General features: G+C 61.6%; 14 protein-coding genes. 6 read left to right on the forward strand and 8 right to left on the reverse strand.

The genetic code is table 11. The features are described 5' to 3' along the window. Positions 1-178: 178 nt before the first annotated feature. From HMPREF3138_RS18570 to ettA, 4 genes are all read left to right on the forward strand, one after another. Complete coding sequence (locus tag HMPREF3138_RS18570) at positions 179-784, forward strand: regulatory sequestration protein YfiR (RefSeq protein ID WP_038878527.1); 606 nt, start codon at positions 179-181, stop codon at positions 782-784. Further along, positions 781-2,028 (forward strand): diguanylate cyclase DgcN/YfiN, encoded by a 1,248-nt coding sequence (locus HMPREF3138_RS18575; RefSeq protein ID WP_038878524.1) that lies wholly within the window; start codon positions 781-783, stop codon positions 2,026-2,028. Before HMPREF3138_RS18570 ends, HMPREF3138_RS18575 begins: the two co-directional genes overlap by 4 nt. Positions 2,029-2,066: 38 nt before the next feature. Next, positions 2,067-2,564, forward strand: coding sequence for an outer membrane lipoprotein YfiB (locus HMPREF3138_RS18580; protein WP_033649136.1), 498 nt, complete (start codon positions 2,067-2,069; stop codon positions 2,562-2,564). Between the two features lie 142 nt (positions 2,565-2,706). Further along, positions 2,707-4,374: an energy-dependent translational throttle protein EttA gene (ettA, locus tag HMPREF3138_RS18585; protein WP_025159620.1), complete on the forward strand. Its 1,668-nt coding sequence runs from the start codon at positions 2,707-2,709 to the stop codon at positions 4,372-4,374. A 30-nt stretch (positions 4,375-4,404) separates the two neighbouring features. Here the strand turns inward: ettA and HMPREF3138_RS18590 are convergent, their stop codons facing one another. Continuing rightward, positions 4,405-5,316 (reverse strand): LysR family transcriptional regulator, encoded by a 912-nt coding sequence (locus HMPREF3138_RS18590; RefSeq protein ID WP_038878520.1) that lies wholly within the window; start codon positions 5,314-5,316, stop codon positions 4,405-4,407. A 97-nt stretch (positions 5,317-5,413) separates the two neighbouring features. Here HMPREF3138_RS18590 and HMPREF3138_RS18595 point away from each other — a divergent pair, with 97 nt between their 5' ends. Next, complete coding sequence (locus HMPREF3138_RS18595; RefSeq protein ID WP_038878518.1) at positions 5,414-6,415, forward strand: zinc-binding alcohol dehydrogenase family protein; 1,002 nt, start codon at positions 5,414-5,416, stop codon at positions 6,413-6,415. Positions 6,416-6,446: 31 nt separating this feature from the next. Here the strand turns inward: HMPREF3138_RS18595 and HMPREF3138_RS18600 are convergent, their stop codons facing one another. The 4 genes from HMPREF3138_RS18600 to serB form a co-directional block, all read right to left on the reverse strand. Next, positions 6,447-7,880, reverse strand: a complete 1,434-nt coding sequence (locus HMPREF3138_RS18600) for a glycosyltransferase family 39 protein (protein WP_038878515.1) — start codon at positions 7,878-7,880, stop codon at positions 6,447-6,449. A gap of 133 nt (positions 7,881-8,013) precedes the next feature. Continuing rightward, positions 8,014-9,285, reverse strand: coding sequence for a multifunctional transcriptional regulator/nicotinamide-nucleotide adenylyltransferase/ribosylnicotinamide kinase NadR (gene nadR / locus HMPREF3138_RS18605; protein WP_070559221.1), 1,272 nt, complete (start codon positions 9,283-9,285; stop codon positions 8,014-8,016). A 58-nt stretch (positions 9,286-9,343) separates the two neighbouring features. Next, entirely contained in the window at positions 9,344-10,729 is a 1,386-nt protein-coding gene (gene radA, locus HMPREF3138_RS18610; protein ID WP_038878509.1) for a DNA repair protein RadA, read from the reverse strand. A gap of 19 nt (positions 10,730-10,748) precedes the next feature. Beyond that, positions 10,749-11,726, reverse strand: a complete 978-nt coding sequence (gene serB / locus HMPREF3138_RS18615) for a phosphoserine phosphatase (protein WP_016929162.1) — start codon at positions 11,724-11,726, stop codon at positions 10,749-10,751. A gap of 110 nt (positions 11,727-11,836) precedes the next feature. Between serB and HMPREF3138_RS18620 the strand changes: the two genes are divergently transcribed. Then, positions 11,837-12,520, forward strand: coding sequence for a YtjB family periplasmic protein (locus HMPREF3138_RS18620; RefSeq protein WP_038878506.1), 684 nt, complete (start codon positions 11,837-11,839; stop codon positions 12,518-12,520). 1 nt (position 12,521) lies between these two features. On the opposite strand, the gene yjjJ is transcribed toward HMPREF3138_RS18620, so the two are convergent. The 3 genes from yjjJ to deoB all read right to left on the reverse strand — a co-directional run bounded on the left by yjjJ (position 12,522) and on the right by deoB (position 16,128). Continuing rightward, positions 12,522-13,865: a type II toxin-antitoxin system HipA family toxin YjjJ gene (gene yjjJ, locus HMPREF3138_RS18625; RefSeq protein ID WP_038878503.1), complete on the reverse strand. Its 1,344-nt coding sequence runs from the start codon at positions 13,863-13,865 to the stop codon at positions 12,522-12,524. A 141-nt stretch (positions 13,866-14,006) separates the two neighbouring features. Beyond that, entirely contained in the window at positions 14,007-14,738 is a 732-nt protein-coding gene (gene deoD / locus HMPREF3138_RS18630; protein ID WP_004933059.1) for a purine-nucleoside phosphorylase, read from the reverse strand. A gap of 166 nt (positions 14,739-14,904) precedes the next feature. Next, on the reverse strand, positions 14,905-16,128 hold the full coding sequence (gene deoB, locus HMPREF3138_RS18635; RefSeq protein ID WP_038878500.1) for a phosphopentomutase: 1,224 nt from the start codon (positions 16,126-16,128) through the stop codon (positions 14,905-14,907). Positions 16,129-16,271: the final 143 nt, after the last annotated feature.

Raw genomic sequence — 16,271 nt, forward strand, 5'->3', positions numbered from 1 at the left:
AAGCGCCCAACGAAGACATCTTATAATACAATCCGCGCCAATTATGGGTTAGATAGTGTTCATTAGGCAGTGCGACTGACAGCTTTCAGCAAAACGATTGTCCCTTCAAGCGGGCCGGATTTTTCCTTGTCAGGCCACGGCCTGCGGGCGGTGGATCAGGCCGGAATGGCGGGTGAAAATGGCAAGTAAGACCGCGATAGCGATGCGTTGCGCAAAAAGCCCCGTGCCGGGCTTCCATGCCGCACGCCTGAATATCGGTCGCCTGTTGCTGATCGTTTTGTTGGTGCTGCTGACGTTGCCCGGGCCTGCGCGCGCCGCCGATGCTCCCTATCAAAAGCGCACGCACGCCGTGACGACCGTGGTGGTCGGCATCATCAGCTACGCCCGCTGGTCGCGTGAACCCAATCCGATCCGGTTGTGCGTGACCGCACCCACCCAGTATGCCGAAGGGTTGTTCGATCCGATCCTGCTCAGCGCCCCGCGTCCGATTAAAGCCGAGCGCGTGCCGTTCGACAGCCCAACGCTGAGTACCGGCTGCGATGTTATCTACTTAGGGAACATCACCGCCGCGCAGAGACAAAATTTCATGCAGCGCATTTCCGGCAACTCCATTCTCAGCATCAGCGAGAACGATAGCGAATGTTCCGCCGGCAGCGCATTTTGCCTGAAGATCGATGGGGATCAGGCCAGCTTCAAGGTCAACCTGGACGCCCTGGCGCGCAGCGGCGTGCGCGTCCATCCCAACGTGCTGCAGCTGGCACGCAAACAGGCGCCGCCGCTATGAGGCTGTTGCGTAAAAACCGCTCCGGCAATGCGCGCCCGACGCTGGGCCGAGTGCTGCAGCGGGTACATCTTGGGCTGGCGCTGATCGCCGTCGGCACCGCCGGCATCTTTTTGACGCTGGTGGCGCTGTTTGCACTGCGCGCCTATGCCAACCACAACCTGCACCTGATCGCGCGCTCCATCAGTTATACCGTCGAGGCCGCCGTGGTGTTTGAAGACCGCACCGCCGCACGCGAGGCGCTGATGCTGATCGCCTCCAACGAAGAAGTATCGGACGCGCGGATCCTCGACAACAACGGCAAGATGCTGGCCAACTGGCGCCATCCCACCGATGGGCCGCTGCACGGCCTGGAGCAGATCGTCGCGCACTGGGCGCTGCCCGAACCGGTCATCCTGCCCATCACCCACGAGGGTAAGCAGGTCGGCCAGGTCTGGCTGAGCGGCAACGGCGGCAGCCTGCTGCGTTTCCTGTTGCGCGGCATGGTCGGCATGATCGCCTGCCTGGTGCTCAGTACCTTGTGCGCCCTGGTGTTGTCGCGCCGCATGCTGGTCGGCATCGTCAGTTCGCTGGACGACATCGCCAACGTGGCGCACGCGGTGCGCCGCGATCGCACCTTCGGCCTGCGGGTGCCGTCGGCGCCGATCGCCGAGCTGCATGAGCTCAGCAACGATTTCAACGGCTTGCTCGACGAACTGGAGGCCTGGCAGGCCCACCTGAAGCAGGAGAACGACTCGCTGGCCCACCGGGCGACGCACGACAGCCTGACCGGCTTGCCGAATCGCGCCTTCTTCGAAGGGCGGCTGAGCCGCGCCCTGGGCGATATTGAGCCGCCGGCAAAATTGGCGGTGCTGTTTATCGACGGCGATCGCTTCAAGGAAGTGAACGACAGTTACGGTCACGCTGCAGGCGATGCGGTGCTGACCACCATTGCCGGACGCATTCGCGCGCAACTGCGCGAGACCGATCTGGTCGCGCGTCTGGGCGGGGATGAATTCGCCGTGCTGCTGGCGCCGGTACACGGCACGGAAGATGTCCTGCAGATCGCTGACAACATCATCGACTGCATGACGCAACCGGTCATTTTGCCGAACGACGAGGCGGTCATTACCTCTCTGAGTATCGGTATTGCGCTGTACCCTGATCACGCCTCGACGCCTCAGGGTCTTTTGCACGAAGCTGACGATGCGATGTATCAGGCAAAGCATCGTTATAACGGAGGCTGGCGGCTGGCTATACATAAATAAGAGCCCCGGCTATAACACTTGAACTAGGGATTTTGACTATGATACAGCAACTGTTTAAAGGTCGTTTTTCACTGCTGACGATGGTGTTCGTCGCCCTGCTGGCGCTCGCCGGCTGCCAGAGCAAGCCGCAGGGCCTGACGCCCGAGCAGATCGCGCTGCTGCAATCGCAGGGCTTCAAGCTGACTGACAACGGCTGGGAGTTCGGCCTGTCGGATAAGGTGCTGTTCGGCAACAACATCGGCAAGCTGAACCCGGAAAGCACCGAAACGGTGCAGAAGATGGGCCGTGCGCTGCTGAGCGTCGGCATCACCAAGTTCCGCCTGGACGGCCATACCGACAACTACGGCGAAGACAGCTATAACGACCAGCTCTCCCTGCGCCGCGCCGATGCGGTGGCCGATCTGCTGGCCAGCGTCGGCATTCCACGCGCCAATATCGAAACCCGCGGCATGGGCAAGCGCGATCCCGTTGCCGACAACCGCACCTCCAGCGGCCGCGCGGAAAACCGCCGCGTCGCGATCGTCGTCACGCCATAAGCCACCAATATGCGCCTTTATCGGCGCATAAACGGTTATACTTAGCGATCGCTGAGCGATGTCTGGGATCCGAGATCGAAACGGGCTACACTCATGCCGCCAGACATCCTATAAATACTGATATAGAGAGGCTTAGAGCAACGTGGCTCAATACGTCTATACCATGCACCGCGTCGGCAAGGTCGTACCGCCGAAGCGTCATATTTTGAAAAACATCTCCCTGAGCTTCTTCCCTGGGGCCAAAATCGGCGTACTGGGCCTGAACGGCGCCGGTAAGTCCACCCTGCTGCGCATCATGGCCGGCATCGATACCGACATCGAAGGGGAAGCGCGCCCGCAGCCGGGCATCAAGATCGGTTACCTGCCGCAGGAGCCGCAGCTTAACCTCGAACACACCGTGCGTGAGTCGGTGGAAGAAGCGCTGGCGGAAGTGGTCGGCGCGCTGAAACGCCTGGACGAAGTGTACGCGCTGTACGCAGAAGAAGGCGCAGACTTCGACAAGCTGGCCGCCGAACAGGGCCGCCTGGAAGAGATCATTCAGGCGCACGACGGTCACAACCTCAACGCCCAACTGGAACGCGCCGCCGATGCGCTGCGCCTGCCGGACTGGGACGCCAAAATCGCCCACCTGTCCGGGGGTGAGCGCCGCCGCGTAGCGCTGTGCCGCCTGCTGCTCGAAAAGCCGGACATGCTGCTGCTGGACGAACCGACCAACCACCTGGACGCCGAGTCCGTGGCCTGGCTGGAACGCTTCCTGCACGACTTCGAAGGCACCGTGGTGGCGATCACCCACGACCGTTACTTCCTGGATAACGTGGCCGGCTGGATCCTCGAACTGGACCGCGGCGAGGGCATTCCATGGGAAGGCAACTACTCTTCCTGGCTGGAGCAGAAAGACGCGCGTCTGGCGCAGGAAGCGTCCGCCGAAGCCGCTCGTCGCAAGTCGATCGAGAAAGAGCTGGAGTGGGTGCGTCAGGGTGCCAAAGGCCGTCAGTCCAAAGGCAAGGCCCGTTTGGCCCGCTTCGAAGAGCTGAACAACACCGAATACCAGAAACGCAACGAAACCAACGAACTGTTCATTCCACCTGGCGCACGCCTGGGCGATAAAGTGGTCGAAGTCAGCAACCTGCGCAAGTCCTACGGCGACCGCCTGCTGATCGACGACCTGTCGTTCTCGGTGCCGAAAGGGGCAATCGTCGGCATCATCGGCCCGAACGGCGCGGGTAAATCCACGCTGTTCCGCATGATGTCCGGTCAGGAACAACCCGACTCCGGCAGCATCGTGCTGGGCGATACCGTCAAGCTGGCGTCCGTCGATCAGTTCCGCGACAGCATGGACGGCTCGAAAACCGTGTGGGAAGAAGTTTCCGGCGGGCAGGACATCATGCGCATCGGCAACACCGAGATGCCGAGCCGCGCCTATGTCGGCCGCTTCAACTTCAAGGGCGTCGATCAGGGCAAACGCGTGGGCGAGCTGTCCGGCGGTGAGCGTGGCCGTCTGCACCTGGCCAAGCTGCTGCAGGTTGGCGGCAACGTGCTGCTGCTCGATGAACCGACCAACGACCTGGATATCGAAACCCTGCGCGCGCTGGAAAACGCCCTGCTGGAATTCCCTGGCTGCGCCATGGTGATCTCGCACGACCGTTGGTTCCTCGACCGTATCGCCACCCACATCCTGGACTACCAGGACGAGGGCAAGGTGGAATTCTTCGAAGGCAACTTCACCGAGTACGAAGAGTACAAGAAGCGTACGCTGGGCGCCGACGCGCTCGAGCCGCACCGCATCAAGTACAAGAAGATCGCCAAGTAATACCCCAGGCGCCGCATGCGGCGCCTTTTTTTATTCCCGCGCCAGCTCGCGCGCGTAGTCGTCAAACGCCGGGTGCTGCAGCACCACATCGATAAAGCAGGCCAACGCCGGGGAATTCAGCTTGCGGCTCGGGTAGACCAGATACAGCTCATTGCCCTCCGCGCGCCACGCCGGCAAGACTTCCACCAACAGCTTCTGCGCCACCACCTCGCGGCTGAGAAACGCCGGCAACAGCGTGATCCCCGCACCGGCGATAGCGCATTCACGCGCATACAGCAGGTTGTCGGTGGTGTGCGCCAGCGGCAGCTGCCAACGGTAGTAGTCGTCGCCGCAGCGCAGGTTCCAGGCCGTCCAGGCGCGGTGGGCGATGCAGCGATGCTGTTGCAGCTGCTGCGGGTGTTCGATCGGCGGATGCTGCGCCAGATAGGACGGCGCCGCCAACAGATAGCGCGGCGCATACCCGAGACGGCGACCGATCAGCGAAGAATCCTGCGGCTTGCCGGTGCGCAACGCGGCGTCGAAGCCTTCCTGTACCAGATCCACCATGGCATCGGACACCGACACCTCCAGCGAAACGTCCGGGTACTGGCGCTGAAAATCCGCCGCCAGCCGCGCCACCAGGGTCGCCCCCAGCCCGGCGGGCGTCGAGATGCGCAGGCGGCCGCTCGGGTTATCGCGCAGCCGCTGCAGCGCCAGATCGGCGCGTTCGGCGGCGGACATCATCGCCTGACAATGTTCCAGATAACGCTCACCGGCGAAGGTCAGGTTCAGCTGGCGCGTGGTGCGGTTGAGCAAGCGCAGCCCCAGCGTCTGTTCGAGCTGGCTGATGCGCTGGCTGACGCTGGATTTCGGCAATCCCACGCGCTGTGCGGCGGCGGTGAAGCTGCCGCACTCCGCCACCAGCGCGAACAGCGCCATGTCCTGCAGCTGTTTGAATTCCATTGTTCACCTCAAACGAACACTCAGTTAGATATTGTCCATCTTATCACCCCACTGCCGCGGGTCTACACTGGGGGCATCATTTGAAAGGAGTACAATCATGTCGATAAAAGCCATTGCCGTAGACCCGCAGAACCCCGCCGGTTTCATCGAGATTTCACCGGAGATGCCGGTTCCCGGCCAGTACGATCTGCTGGTGGAGGTGAAAGCCGTGTCGGTCAACCCGGTGGACACCAAAGTGCACGCCGGTCTGCAGAAAAGCGGCCTGCAGCAGCCGCGCATTCTCGGCTGGGACGCCAGCGGCATCGTGGTGGGCGTAGGCAGCGGCGTCAGCGGCTTCAAGCCCGGCGATGAAGTATGGTACGCCGGCGACATCACCCGCCCCGGCAGCAACAGCAGCCACCAGCTGATCGACTCACGCATCGCCGCGCACAAGCCGCGCAGCCTGAACTGGGCCGAGTCCGCCGCCCTGCCGCTCACCGCCCTCACCGCCTGGGAGGCGCTGTTCGAACATCTAAACATTCAGGATGCGCCGGAGCACAAGACGCTGTTGATCATCGGCGGCGCCGGCGGAGTCGGCTCGCTGGCCATTCCGCTGGCCGCATTGCGCAGCAAGGTGAAAGTGATCGCCACCGCCTCAAGGCCGGAATCCGCCGCCTGGTGCCGTGAACGCGGCGCCGATCTGGTGGTGGACTATCGCGATCTGAAAGGCAACCTGGCGCAGCACGGCATCGAGCAGGTGGATTACATCCTGTGCCTGAACGATACCGACGGCCACTGGCCGGCGATGGCCGAGCTGGTCGCGCCGCTGGGCCATATCTGCACCATCGTCGAGAATGCGCAGCCGTTGGATCAAAACGCGCTGAAGCTGAAAAGCGCCGCGCTGCATTGGGAATTCATGTTCACCCGCAGCATGTTTACCACCCCGGACATCGCGCAGCAGGGGCGCATCCTGCAGCAGATGGCGCAGTTGCTGGACGAGGGCAAGCTGAGCACCACGCTGAGCGAAACCCTGCACGGGTTGACGGTAGACACGCTGACCGCCGCGCATCGACAGCTGCTCGGCGGCCATATGCAAGGCAAGCTGGTTATCGCTTACTAAGCCTGAATCGCGGCGGCGCCCTGCGCCGCCGTTACTGCGGGCGGACGAAGCCGACGCACAGCGTCTGCTCGTCGGCATGCGGATCGGCGCGGAACGTCAGCGTCTGCTGCCAATCGAGGCGCATCTTCGGCCAGTGGGCCAACTCACCGCCGAAGTCGCTGTGCGCGCAGTCTTCACCCAACCGGCCAAACAGGGCGACGCCGTGCTGCGCAATCTGCGGATAGCTGATGTTGACGTTGTAGATATTCGGGCGCGTATGATTGGACCAGCGCGTAATGGTCTGCGGCCGGGAACCGGCGTACACCGTCATCCACTGCGACAGGTATTCGCCGCCGACGTAGCGTAGATCGACGCCATACCGCTCCTGCCACTGCCGCTCCACCCCGGCGCTGAACGCCTTGATACCCACCATTTTCTGGCCGGCGTTGCGCACGTTGCCCAGCATCACCGCGGCATACCCCAGATAGACCGCCAGCGCTGCACACATCAGCCCGAGGGTCGCCGCGCGCAGTGAACGCACCGGCGGCTGACGGACGCAGCCGACCAGCAGCGCGGGCGCCAGCATGAAGAACGGCTGCAGCCACTCGGTCAACCGGCCGCCGACGTTGAAGGAGAACCAGAAAGTGATAATGCCGAGCGGCAACAGATAGATCCACAGCAGCACCCGCATCGGCAACGCCGATGGCCAGGCCAGCACCGCCCCGCTGCGCCGCAGGATCGCCCACAGCACCAGCGACGGATAGAACACCAGCAGCAGCGACTGCAGCATGTCGAGGTTGAGCTGCATCTTGATCTGCGAATCCACCCATTTGAAGGCGGCAAAGTCGTGGCTCCACAGCCAGAACACGTTCGGCAACACCAACGCCAGCCAGATCGCCACCGCCAGATAGAACTGCGGCTGCCGATAGCAGCGACGGACCTGCGGTACGAACAGCGTCGACAGCGCCACAAAATAGATGAAGGCGAAGGTCGAGTATTTCGCCATCATCGCCAGACCGGCCACCAACGCGAAGGCCGGCCACCAGTTGGCCGAACGCGAGATCGCCAGGTGGAAGAACAGCGCCATCCACGGCCACAGCATCACCAACAGGTAGTTGTCGTTGTAGGGAATAATGTCGAAATTGATGATGCCGGACAGGTTGAGCGTCAGCAGCGCCATCCAGGCCAGCGAGGTGCTGCCGCTCAGGCGCCGCGCCAACAGCCAGACGCCCAACATGCCGATGGCGATGGCGATGAAGTGCCCGCCATACCAGTAAACGTTCAGCGGCAGCCACGACAGCCAGATCGCCGGATGCATCGCCGCACCGACCAGCCACGGATTTTTCGGTGAACCCCACTCGCCGTTGAGGCCCCAGTTGAGCGCCTCGACGGCGTCGTAAGGCAGGGTAGGATCGAGATAAACAGTCAGCAGCGTCCAGGCTGCGGCATAGCAGACCAACCAGAGAGCGAGTAAGCGATAAGACATGTCTTCTTCTAAGCGTTATTGTAAAGAAAATCTTAACTTAGTCGCTGTCGAATGAACCATGTTTAAACAAGCCGTTAAATGTGCGCCTGAGTGGAGTTTCTGCCGCCTCGATCGCACATTACGCTAATTTTACTCAGCCTGCCGCGTGACGATGGGCGGGCGTGCTCAACCGGCCGGCGTCCGCCGCCAGCAGCTGTTGCACCAGCTCGACGCAGCGCAGGAAACGCTCTTCATAATCGCTGGACTCAACGTGCACGTACTCGATGTTGTTAGCGCGCAGCATCTCCTCCAGCAGGCGCTGGAACGCCAGGCGATCGGCAGTGCTGCCGAGGCTGCGCAGACCGTCCGCCACCCACGGCGTGTTGTTTTCCAGCAGGATCACCAGATCGAAACGGTATTCGTCGATCAGCGCCTGCACGAAGGGGTGCTCACGCCCTTCGTACTTTTTGCAAAACGCCTGCGTAGTCACAAAATCGGTATCGATAAACGCCACCTTGTTGGCGTACTTGACCGCGAAATCCACGTATTGCGCCTGCCCGAGGGCAATTTTGTCGTAGTCGGAATACTGCAGCGCCATCTCGTCGCCGCCCAGGTGCGAAAACACGTAATCGCGGCCATATTCCCAGGCGCTGGTGGTGTTAAAGATGTTGGCCAACTTGTTGACCAACGTCGACTTGCCGCTCGATTCGCCGCCGAGGATCGCTACGGTGCGCACGAAGAACGGCTTCCCCTCGGTCGGGATGTAGTCCCAATAGCGGAACGGATCCTGGCGGATCTGATTGCCGCTGATGTTCATGAACGAACGCTCGGGGTCGACCAAAATGGTTTCGATGCCCAGATGCTCGCGGTAGCGCGGCGCATCCTGCGCTTCGCTGGAATAGATGAAGCTCGGCACGATGCCCTTCTGTTCCATAAAGGCCTTCATGCCGTCGCTCCACACGTTCCAGCCGTGCGGATAGGGTTCGATGCCCTGCTCGTCGAACGAGTGGATATGGATGTTTTTCTGGTACTTGAAGGTTTGCAGCAGCCAGCGCAGGCGATCGCTGACCGTCGGCTGTTGCGACATCGAACTGTTCTCGAACAGCTCGCGATCGCGCGGCTCGTCATGGCACAAGATAACGTGCAGCTCGTCCACCTGGCTGCAGGCGCGCTGGATCAGGTAGATGTGGCCGGTGTGCAGCGGGTAAAATTTACCAAACACCACGCCGACTTTAACCTCTTTACGCGGGAACTCCAGCCCGAGAAAACGGTGCAGCGCCTCGAGCTTTTGCGCGCTCGGGCTTTTGATCTTGTCGTTCAACAGCTGGCTGAGATAGCCTTTGGTCATGCCGCTGGCATCCGCCACCTGCTGCAAAGTACAGCCCTTTTGCTTAATGGACGTCTTCAGGTAATCAAATTGCGGCATGGCCACCTCCGTTTAGTATGCTAAACAAAATAGCATATCTTTCTCGCCGTCGGCGACATTAATAAAACTCTTCCAGCACGTCCAGCGCGTCCGCCAGCTTCTTGACCCCGAACACCTGCATGTTGGCCGGCGGCTTCTTCGGCATGTTGCCGTGCGGCACGATGGCGCGCTTGAAGCCGTGCTTGGCCGCTTCGGAGATGCGCTCCTGGCCGCTCGGCACCGGGCGAATCTCCCCCGCCAACCCCACTTCGCCGAACACCACCAGATCGTTCGGCAGCGGCCGATCGCGCAGGCTCGAAACCAGCGACATCAGCAGCGCCAGATCGGCGCTGGTCTCGCTGACTTTCACCCCGCCGACCACGTTGACGAACACGTCCTGATCCGACATCTGCAGCCCGCCGTGCCGGTGCAGCACCGCCAGCAGGATCGCCAACCGGTTCTGCTCCAGGCCCACCGCCACGCGGCGCGGGTTGGACATCATCGAGTGATCCACCAGCGCCTGGATCTCCACCAGCAGCGGCCGGGTGCCTTCCCACACCACCATCACCGAGCTGCCGGAGGTGACTTCATCGCCGCGGCTGAGGAAGATCGCCGAAGGGTTGCTGACTTCGCGCAGCCCCTGTTCGGTCATGGCAAACACGCCCAGCTCGTTGACCGCGCCGAAGCGGTTCTTGTGGCTGCGCAGAGTGCGGAAGCGGGAATCGGCGTCGCCATCCAGCAGCACCGAACAGTCGATACAGTGTTCCAGCACTTTCGGCCCGGCCAGCGAGCCGTCTTTGGTGACGTGGCCGACCATGACGATCGCCACGCCGCGCGTCTTGGCGAAGCGCGTCAGATAGGCGGCGGTTTCCCGCACCTGCGCCACGCTGCCCGGCGAAGACTGAATGTCCGCCATGTGCATCACCTGGATCGAGTCGATCACCATCAGCTTCGGCTGTTCCTGCTCGGCGATCAGGCAGATCTGCTCGATGCTGGTTTCCGACAGCATGTTCAGGCCGCCGGTCGGCAGCCCCAGACGGTGAGCGCGCATCGCCACCTGCTGCAGCGACTCCTCGCCGGTGACGTACAGGGTTTTCATCTGTTCGGACAGTTTGCACAGCACCTGCAGCAACAGGGTGCTCTTGCCGGCGCCGGGATTACCGCCGATCAGAATGGCGCTGCCGGGCACCACGCCGCCGCCCAGCACGCGGTCGAACTCGAGAAAGCCGGTGGTAAAGCGCGGCAGCGCCTCAAGGCTGATTTCCGACAGCTTCTGTATCTTGCTGACGCCGGCGTCGCCGGCATAACCGCTGAGGCGATCGTTGCGCGCCGCTGCGGGCGACGCGGCCAAACGCACTTCCGTGATGGTGTTCCAGGCATGACAGGCGCTGCACTGCCCCTGCCAACGCGGATAGTCCGCCCCGCACTCATTGCACACAAATGCCCGTTTTGCCGCTTTTGCCACGTCTTACCTCAATCTTTCGTTATCGCACTTCGTGTTTCAGGCTGCCGGTGAGAATACACAGCACGCCCATCAGATCCGCATGCCGGATCGCCACCTGCGCTTTTTCATACACTTTCGGTTTGGCGTGGTAGGCGATACCCAACCCCGCCGCCTGCATCATTTTCAAATCGTTGGCGCCGTCGCCGATGGCCACGGTCTGCGCCAGCGGGATCTCAAGCTTCTCCGCCAGCCGCAGCAGCGTGTCGGCTTTGAACTGTGCGTCCACCACCGGCCCCAGCACTTCGCCGGTCAGCTTGCCGTCGCGGATCTCCAGCTCATTGGCCGCTGCCGCCACCAGCCGCAGCCGGTTGCGCAGGTATTCGGCATAGTAGGTGAAGCCGCCGGAGGCGATCGCCACATGCCAGCCCATCGCCTGCAGCTTGCCCACCAGGCTGGTCAGCCCCGGCATCAGCGGCAGCTCGTCGCGCACCTGCTTGAGGATGTTGGCGTCGGCCCCTTTCAGCGTGCCGACGCGCTGGCGCAGGCTGGCGGTAAAGTCCAGCTCGCCGCGCATCGCGCGCTCGGTGACTTCCGCCACCTGCTCGCCGACGCCCGCCAGCTTGGCGATCTCGTCGATGCACTCGATCTCGATCGCCGTCGAATCCATGTCCATCACCAGCAGCCCCGGCGTGCGCAGGTGTGGGATCTTGCCGAGCGGCGCCACGTCCAGCCCGCTCTCCGCCGCCAGCAGCTTGGCGCGCGGCGTTAACGTGCCCGCCAACCGCACCACCTGATAGTCGTCCACGCCCCAGGCGGTGACGATCACCATCGCCGCGCCGAGCTTGCGTTGGAATTGCGTAATGCGCGCCTTGTCCAGCTTCCTGCCGTATAACAGCCACCCGGTATTGCCTGCCCGGTAGTCCAGCGGCATCACTTCGTCGCCGCTGAGCGAAAGGGGAAGACCCGGCCATTGAGAGATCTCCGCCGGAAGATCGCAATAGGTCAGACTGTTTGACATCATTGACTCCTGAATGGACAAAAACGCTGCATGATAAAACGACGCATCAAGCTATCCTATCGCCAGCGGTTCTGGCAACATAAAGTGTCCCCGATGCCCAAGGAACCTGCATGGCTCGCGCTAAACTGAAATTTCGCCTGCACCGCACCGCTATTATCCTGATTTGCCTAGCTTTGCTGGTGCTGCTGATGCAGGGCGCCTCTTATTTTAGCCTGAGTCACCAAATGGCGCGATCCGAGCAGGTTGAAGAACTGGCGCAGACGCTGACCAAACAGGTCGCCTACAGCCTGGCGCCGCTGCTGGACGACGACGGCAACACCCCGCGCATCGACGCCATCCTCAAGCAGCTCACCGATCACAGCCGCATTCTCGACGTCAGCGTGTATCAGCTGGACGGCACGCTGGTCTCCCACGCCGGGGAACAGATAAGTATACGCGATCGCCTGTCGCTCGACGGCAAACGCGCCGGCAGCTACTTCAACCACCAGTTGGTCGAATCCATTCAGGGCAAAGACGGTCCGATCGGCTTTATCCGCATCACCCTCGACACCCACGTGCTGGCGACCGAATCCAAGCAGGTGGACAACACCACCAATCTGCTGCGCCTGATGATCCTGCTGGCGCTGGCGATCGGCATCATTCTGGCGCGCACCCTGCTGCAACACCGCCGCAGCCGCTGGCAGCAGTCGCCGTACCTGTTGACCGCCAACACGCCGTTGGCAGAAGGCAATACGGTGGAAGACGACGAAGAGGATGCGCCGGAGACAAAACAGGAAGCGCCGAAGAAGGGGTAACTCAGGCCAGGCGCTGAATGCGCTCGTGCAGCTTCTGCAGTTGCACCAACATTTGCTCGGCAATCGCCCGGAACGCCTCGCTGATGTCGTCATGTTGCGCCGTTCGCCGCCAGAACTCGAGAGCCAATAGCTCCGCTTGCCGCCAGACGGCGCCGCTCACCTCGTTGCTCAAACGGATCTCCACCGCGTCGCGGCGCAGATTACCGCTGCTTGCCGGCGCAAAAGCCATCGGCAACATATCATACAAAGGCGCCAACATGACCGGCCGCTGGGTTATTCGCAAGAACGACAGGTTGCCTTGGTGCATATCGCTGTTGGCGATCAACCGGCCAAAGGCCCAATACAGGGCAATCCGTTGGTAGACTGAGTGATTGATCACCCCTTGCTGCAATAGCCGCTCGGCGGCCACGACCCAGTTGGCGTGGCCGCTGCCGCTGAACTCGGCATCCAGCGCCTCCAGCGACACCATCGCTACCCGCCCTTCTTCACCGATGCGATCAAAGCGCTCTACCTCTAAAAAGCATTGCCGGTCGGCGCCGAACAGGATTTGCGCCGATGCGGCAGGCAATCCCGCAGCGGCGACCGTCTGCAACGCCAGCGACTCGGCGATCAGCAAATCGCTCCAGCGCTGTGCAATGACATGCGTCGGCGCCAGGCTGAACTTCACCAACACATGCGCGCGGCGCCCAGGCGCCAGCTCAGCATAGGCGGCAAATTTGGGTTGCTCGCCACCGGCGGAAGAGCCCACCAGCTCCCCGGCCAGCGCCTGGACAGACAATGCGGCGTAACGCTCGGTTTTATCTTCCACCGTGATGGCGACGGCAGTATCCCGCATTAACCAGCGCTGATAGCTGTCAGCACCAGGCAGCAGATCGCCGGTCATGTCTTCGCCATAACGGCAGAGCGCCAACAAGCGTTGGCCTTCATCCCATCGCCGCACATCCTCCGGCAAATTCAACTCGCGCGCCGCTGCTTTTCCCCAGGCTCGCCCGAGAAAGCCAATCGGCCGTAGGTCGTTTAAATACCATGGCATGCCGTCATAGAGCTGCCACTCTCCGCTGCGCTCATCGCACACCGCACAGTTATCGGCAGGATACAGCGGGCAAAGTGTGGCAAACAGGTGCGCCTTGCCCCGCTCATCAATCCGATACAGCGGAAACTGCCTCTCACCGCCGATCCCGCGCCGCAATACATAGCGCGTCGCCTTACCTTTACCGAGGATCAATACTGCGCCTGCCAGTTCGCGGATACGGCGCGATAGCGTCGGCTGGCTGATGCCTAACGCTTCTGTCAGTTGACGAGCCGTAGCCGGCCCATGGCGCAAAACTTGTTCAACGGTGATCATCAGATGAATAGATTGGTGAATAGATTGATAGAGGAAGTAATAGCGTTAAACGGCAGAAAGGTAAAGCGTTAGCCAAAACTGGCCAAGCGGAATGAATAGATTGACGGGCGGGCGCCATGATGACGCCCGCCGGGGTATTTATTACGCTTTGTCGCCCAGCAGCACGGATTCCAGCGCGATAACGATCATTTCGTTAAAGGTGGTCTGGCGTTCCGCCGCCGTGGTCGCTTCGTGACGCAGGATGTGGTCGGACACGGTGCAGATGGTCAGCGCCTTGCAGCCGAACTCTTCGTACAGCTCCGCCGCCACGCCGTAGATGCCGGCCGCTTCCATTTCCACGCCCAGGATGCCGTACTTCTTCATCACCTGGAACATGTCCGGATCCGGCGTGTAGAACAGATCGGCGGAGAAGATGTTGCCCACGCGCGCCGGGATGCCCTGCGCCGCCGCCGCGTCGACCGCGTTGCGCACCATGTCGAAGTCGGCGATCGCCGCGTAGTCGTTGTCCTTGAAGCGCAGACGGTTCACCTTGGAGTCGGTGCACGCGCCCATGCCGATCACCACGTCACGCAGTTTGATATCGTCACGCACCGCGCCGCAGGAGCCCACGCGAATGATCTTCTTCACGCCGAATTCGGCGATCAGCTCGCGCGCATAGATGGAGCAGGACGGGATGCCCATGCCGTGGCCCATTACGGAGATGCGGCGGCCTTTGTAGGTGCCGGTGAAGCCCAACATGCCGCGCACGTTGTTCACTTCCACCGCGCCTTCCAGGAAGGTTTCGGCGATGTATTTTGCACGCAGCGGATCGCCCGGCATCAGTACTACGTCAGCGAAATCACCCATCTCAGCATTAATGTGCGGCGTAGCCATAATTTTCTTCCTTTAGAAATCTTATTTAATAAAAACGTCAAACATCTAAGCCTTGAATTTCGAGTTGCAGCTAGGCAGCTAACGGGTGAATCCCCAGGAGCTTACTTGAGCAAGTGACTGGGGTTCACGCATGAAGCTAACAACGCTGCGGCTTGAAAGACAGGGCTTAGAACATGCTCTTACCGTAATCCATCGGCGACAGGCCAAAGTAATTGGCGACGGTCTGGCCGATGTCGGCAAAGGTCTCGCGGTGGCCCAGCGAGCCCGGCTTCACTTTCGGGCCGTAAACCAGCACCGGGATGTGCTCGCGGGTGTGGTCAGTGCCCGGCCAGGTCGGGTCGCAGCCGTGGTCGGCGGTGAAGATGATGATGTCTTCGTCTTTCACCAGCTTCAGCAGCTCCGGCAGGCGGCGGTCGAACAGCTCCAGCGCGGCGGCGTAGCCCGCCACGTCGCGGCGGTGGCCATAGGAGGAGTCGAAGTCCACGAAGTTGGTGAACACGATGGTGTTGTCGCCGGCCTTTTCCATTTCGATCAGGGTCGCGTCGAACAGCGCGTCGATGCCGGTCGCCTTCACCTTCTTGGTGATGCCGACGTTGGCGTAGATGTCGGCGATTTTACCGATCGACACCACTTCACCGCCCTTCTCGTCCACCAGCTTTTTCAGCACGGTCGGCGCTGGCGGCTCTACCGCCAGATCGTGGCGGTTACCGGTGCGCTGGAAGTGGCCCGGCTTATCGCCGATGAACGGACGCGCGATCACGCGGCCGATGTTGTACCCGCCTTCGGTCAACTCTTCACGCGCGATTTCGCACAGCTCATACAGGCGATCCAGGCCGAAGGTTTCTTCATGGCAGGCGATCTGGAACACTGAGTCGGCGGAGGTGTAGAAAATCGGCTTGCCGGTTTTCATGTGCTCTTCGCCCAGCTGATCGAGGATCACGGTGCCGGACGAGTGGCAGTTGCCCAGGTAACCCGGCAGCTTGGCGCGCTCGACCAGCTTGTCCAGCAGTGCCTGCGGGAAGCTGTTGTGCTCGTCCGTGAAGTAGCCCCAGTCGAACAGCACCGGCACGCCGGCGATTTCCCAGTGGCCCGACGGCGTGTCTTTACCGGAAGAGAGCTCGCTGGCGTAAGCGTAAGCGCCGATGATGTCGGCGTTGCGGTCCAGCCCCTGCGGGAAGTTGCCGGTGGACTCTTCCGCCGCTTTACCGAGGCCCAGACGGCTCAGGTTAGGCAGCGTCAGCGGCCCCTGGCGGCCCACATTGGCCTCACCGCGCGCGCAAACCTCGGCGATGTGGCCCAGGGTGTCGGAACCCTGGTCGCCAAAACGTTCGGCGTCTTCGCTGGCGCCGATGCCGAAGGAGTCCAATACCATAATAAATGTGCGTTTCATCTGTGCTCTCCTGCGTGTTCTCACGCTATTGCGACCGCAAAACTGCAATCGCCCTTATTCTCTAAATTTATACCCAATGGATTTCAAGTTGTAGCTAGGCGGCTAGCGCGTGTATCCCCAGGAGCTTACTTAAGTAAGTGACT

It is taken from the genome of Serratia sp. HMSC15F11, assembly GCF_001808215.1.
Lineage (GTDB): Bacteria > Pseudomonadota > Gammaproteobacteria > Enterobacterales > Enterobacteriaceae > Serratia > Serratia nevei.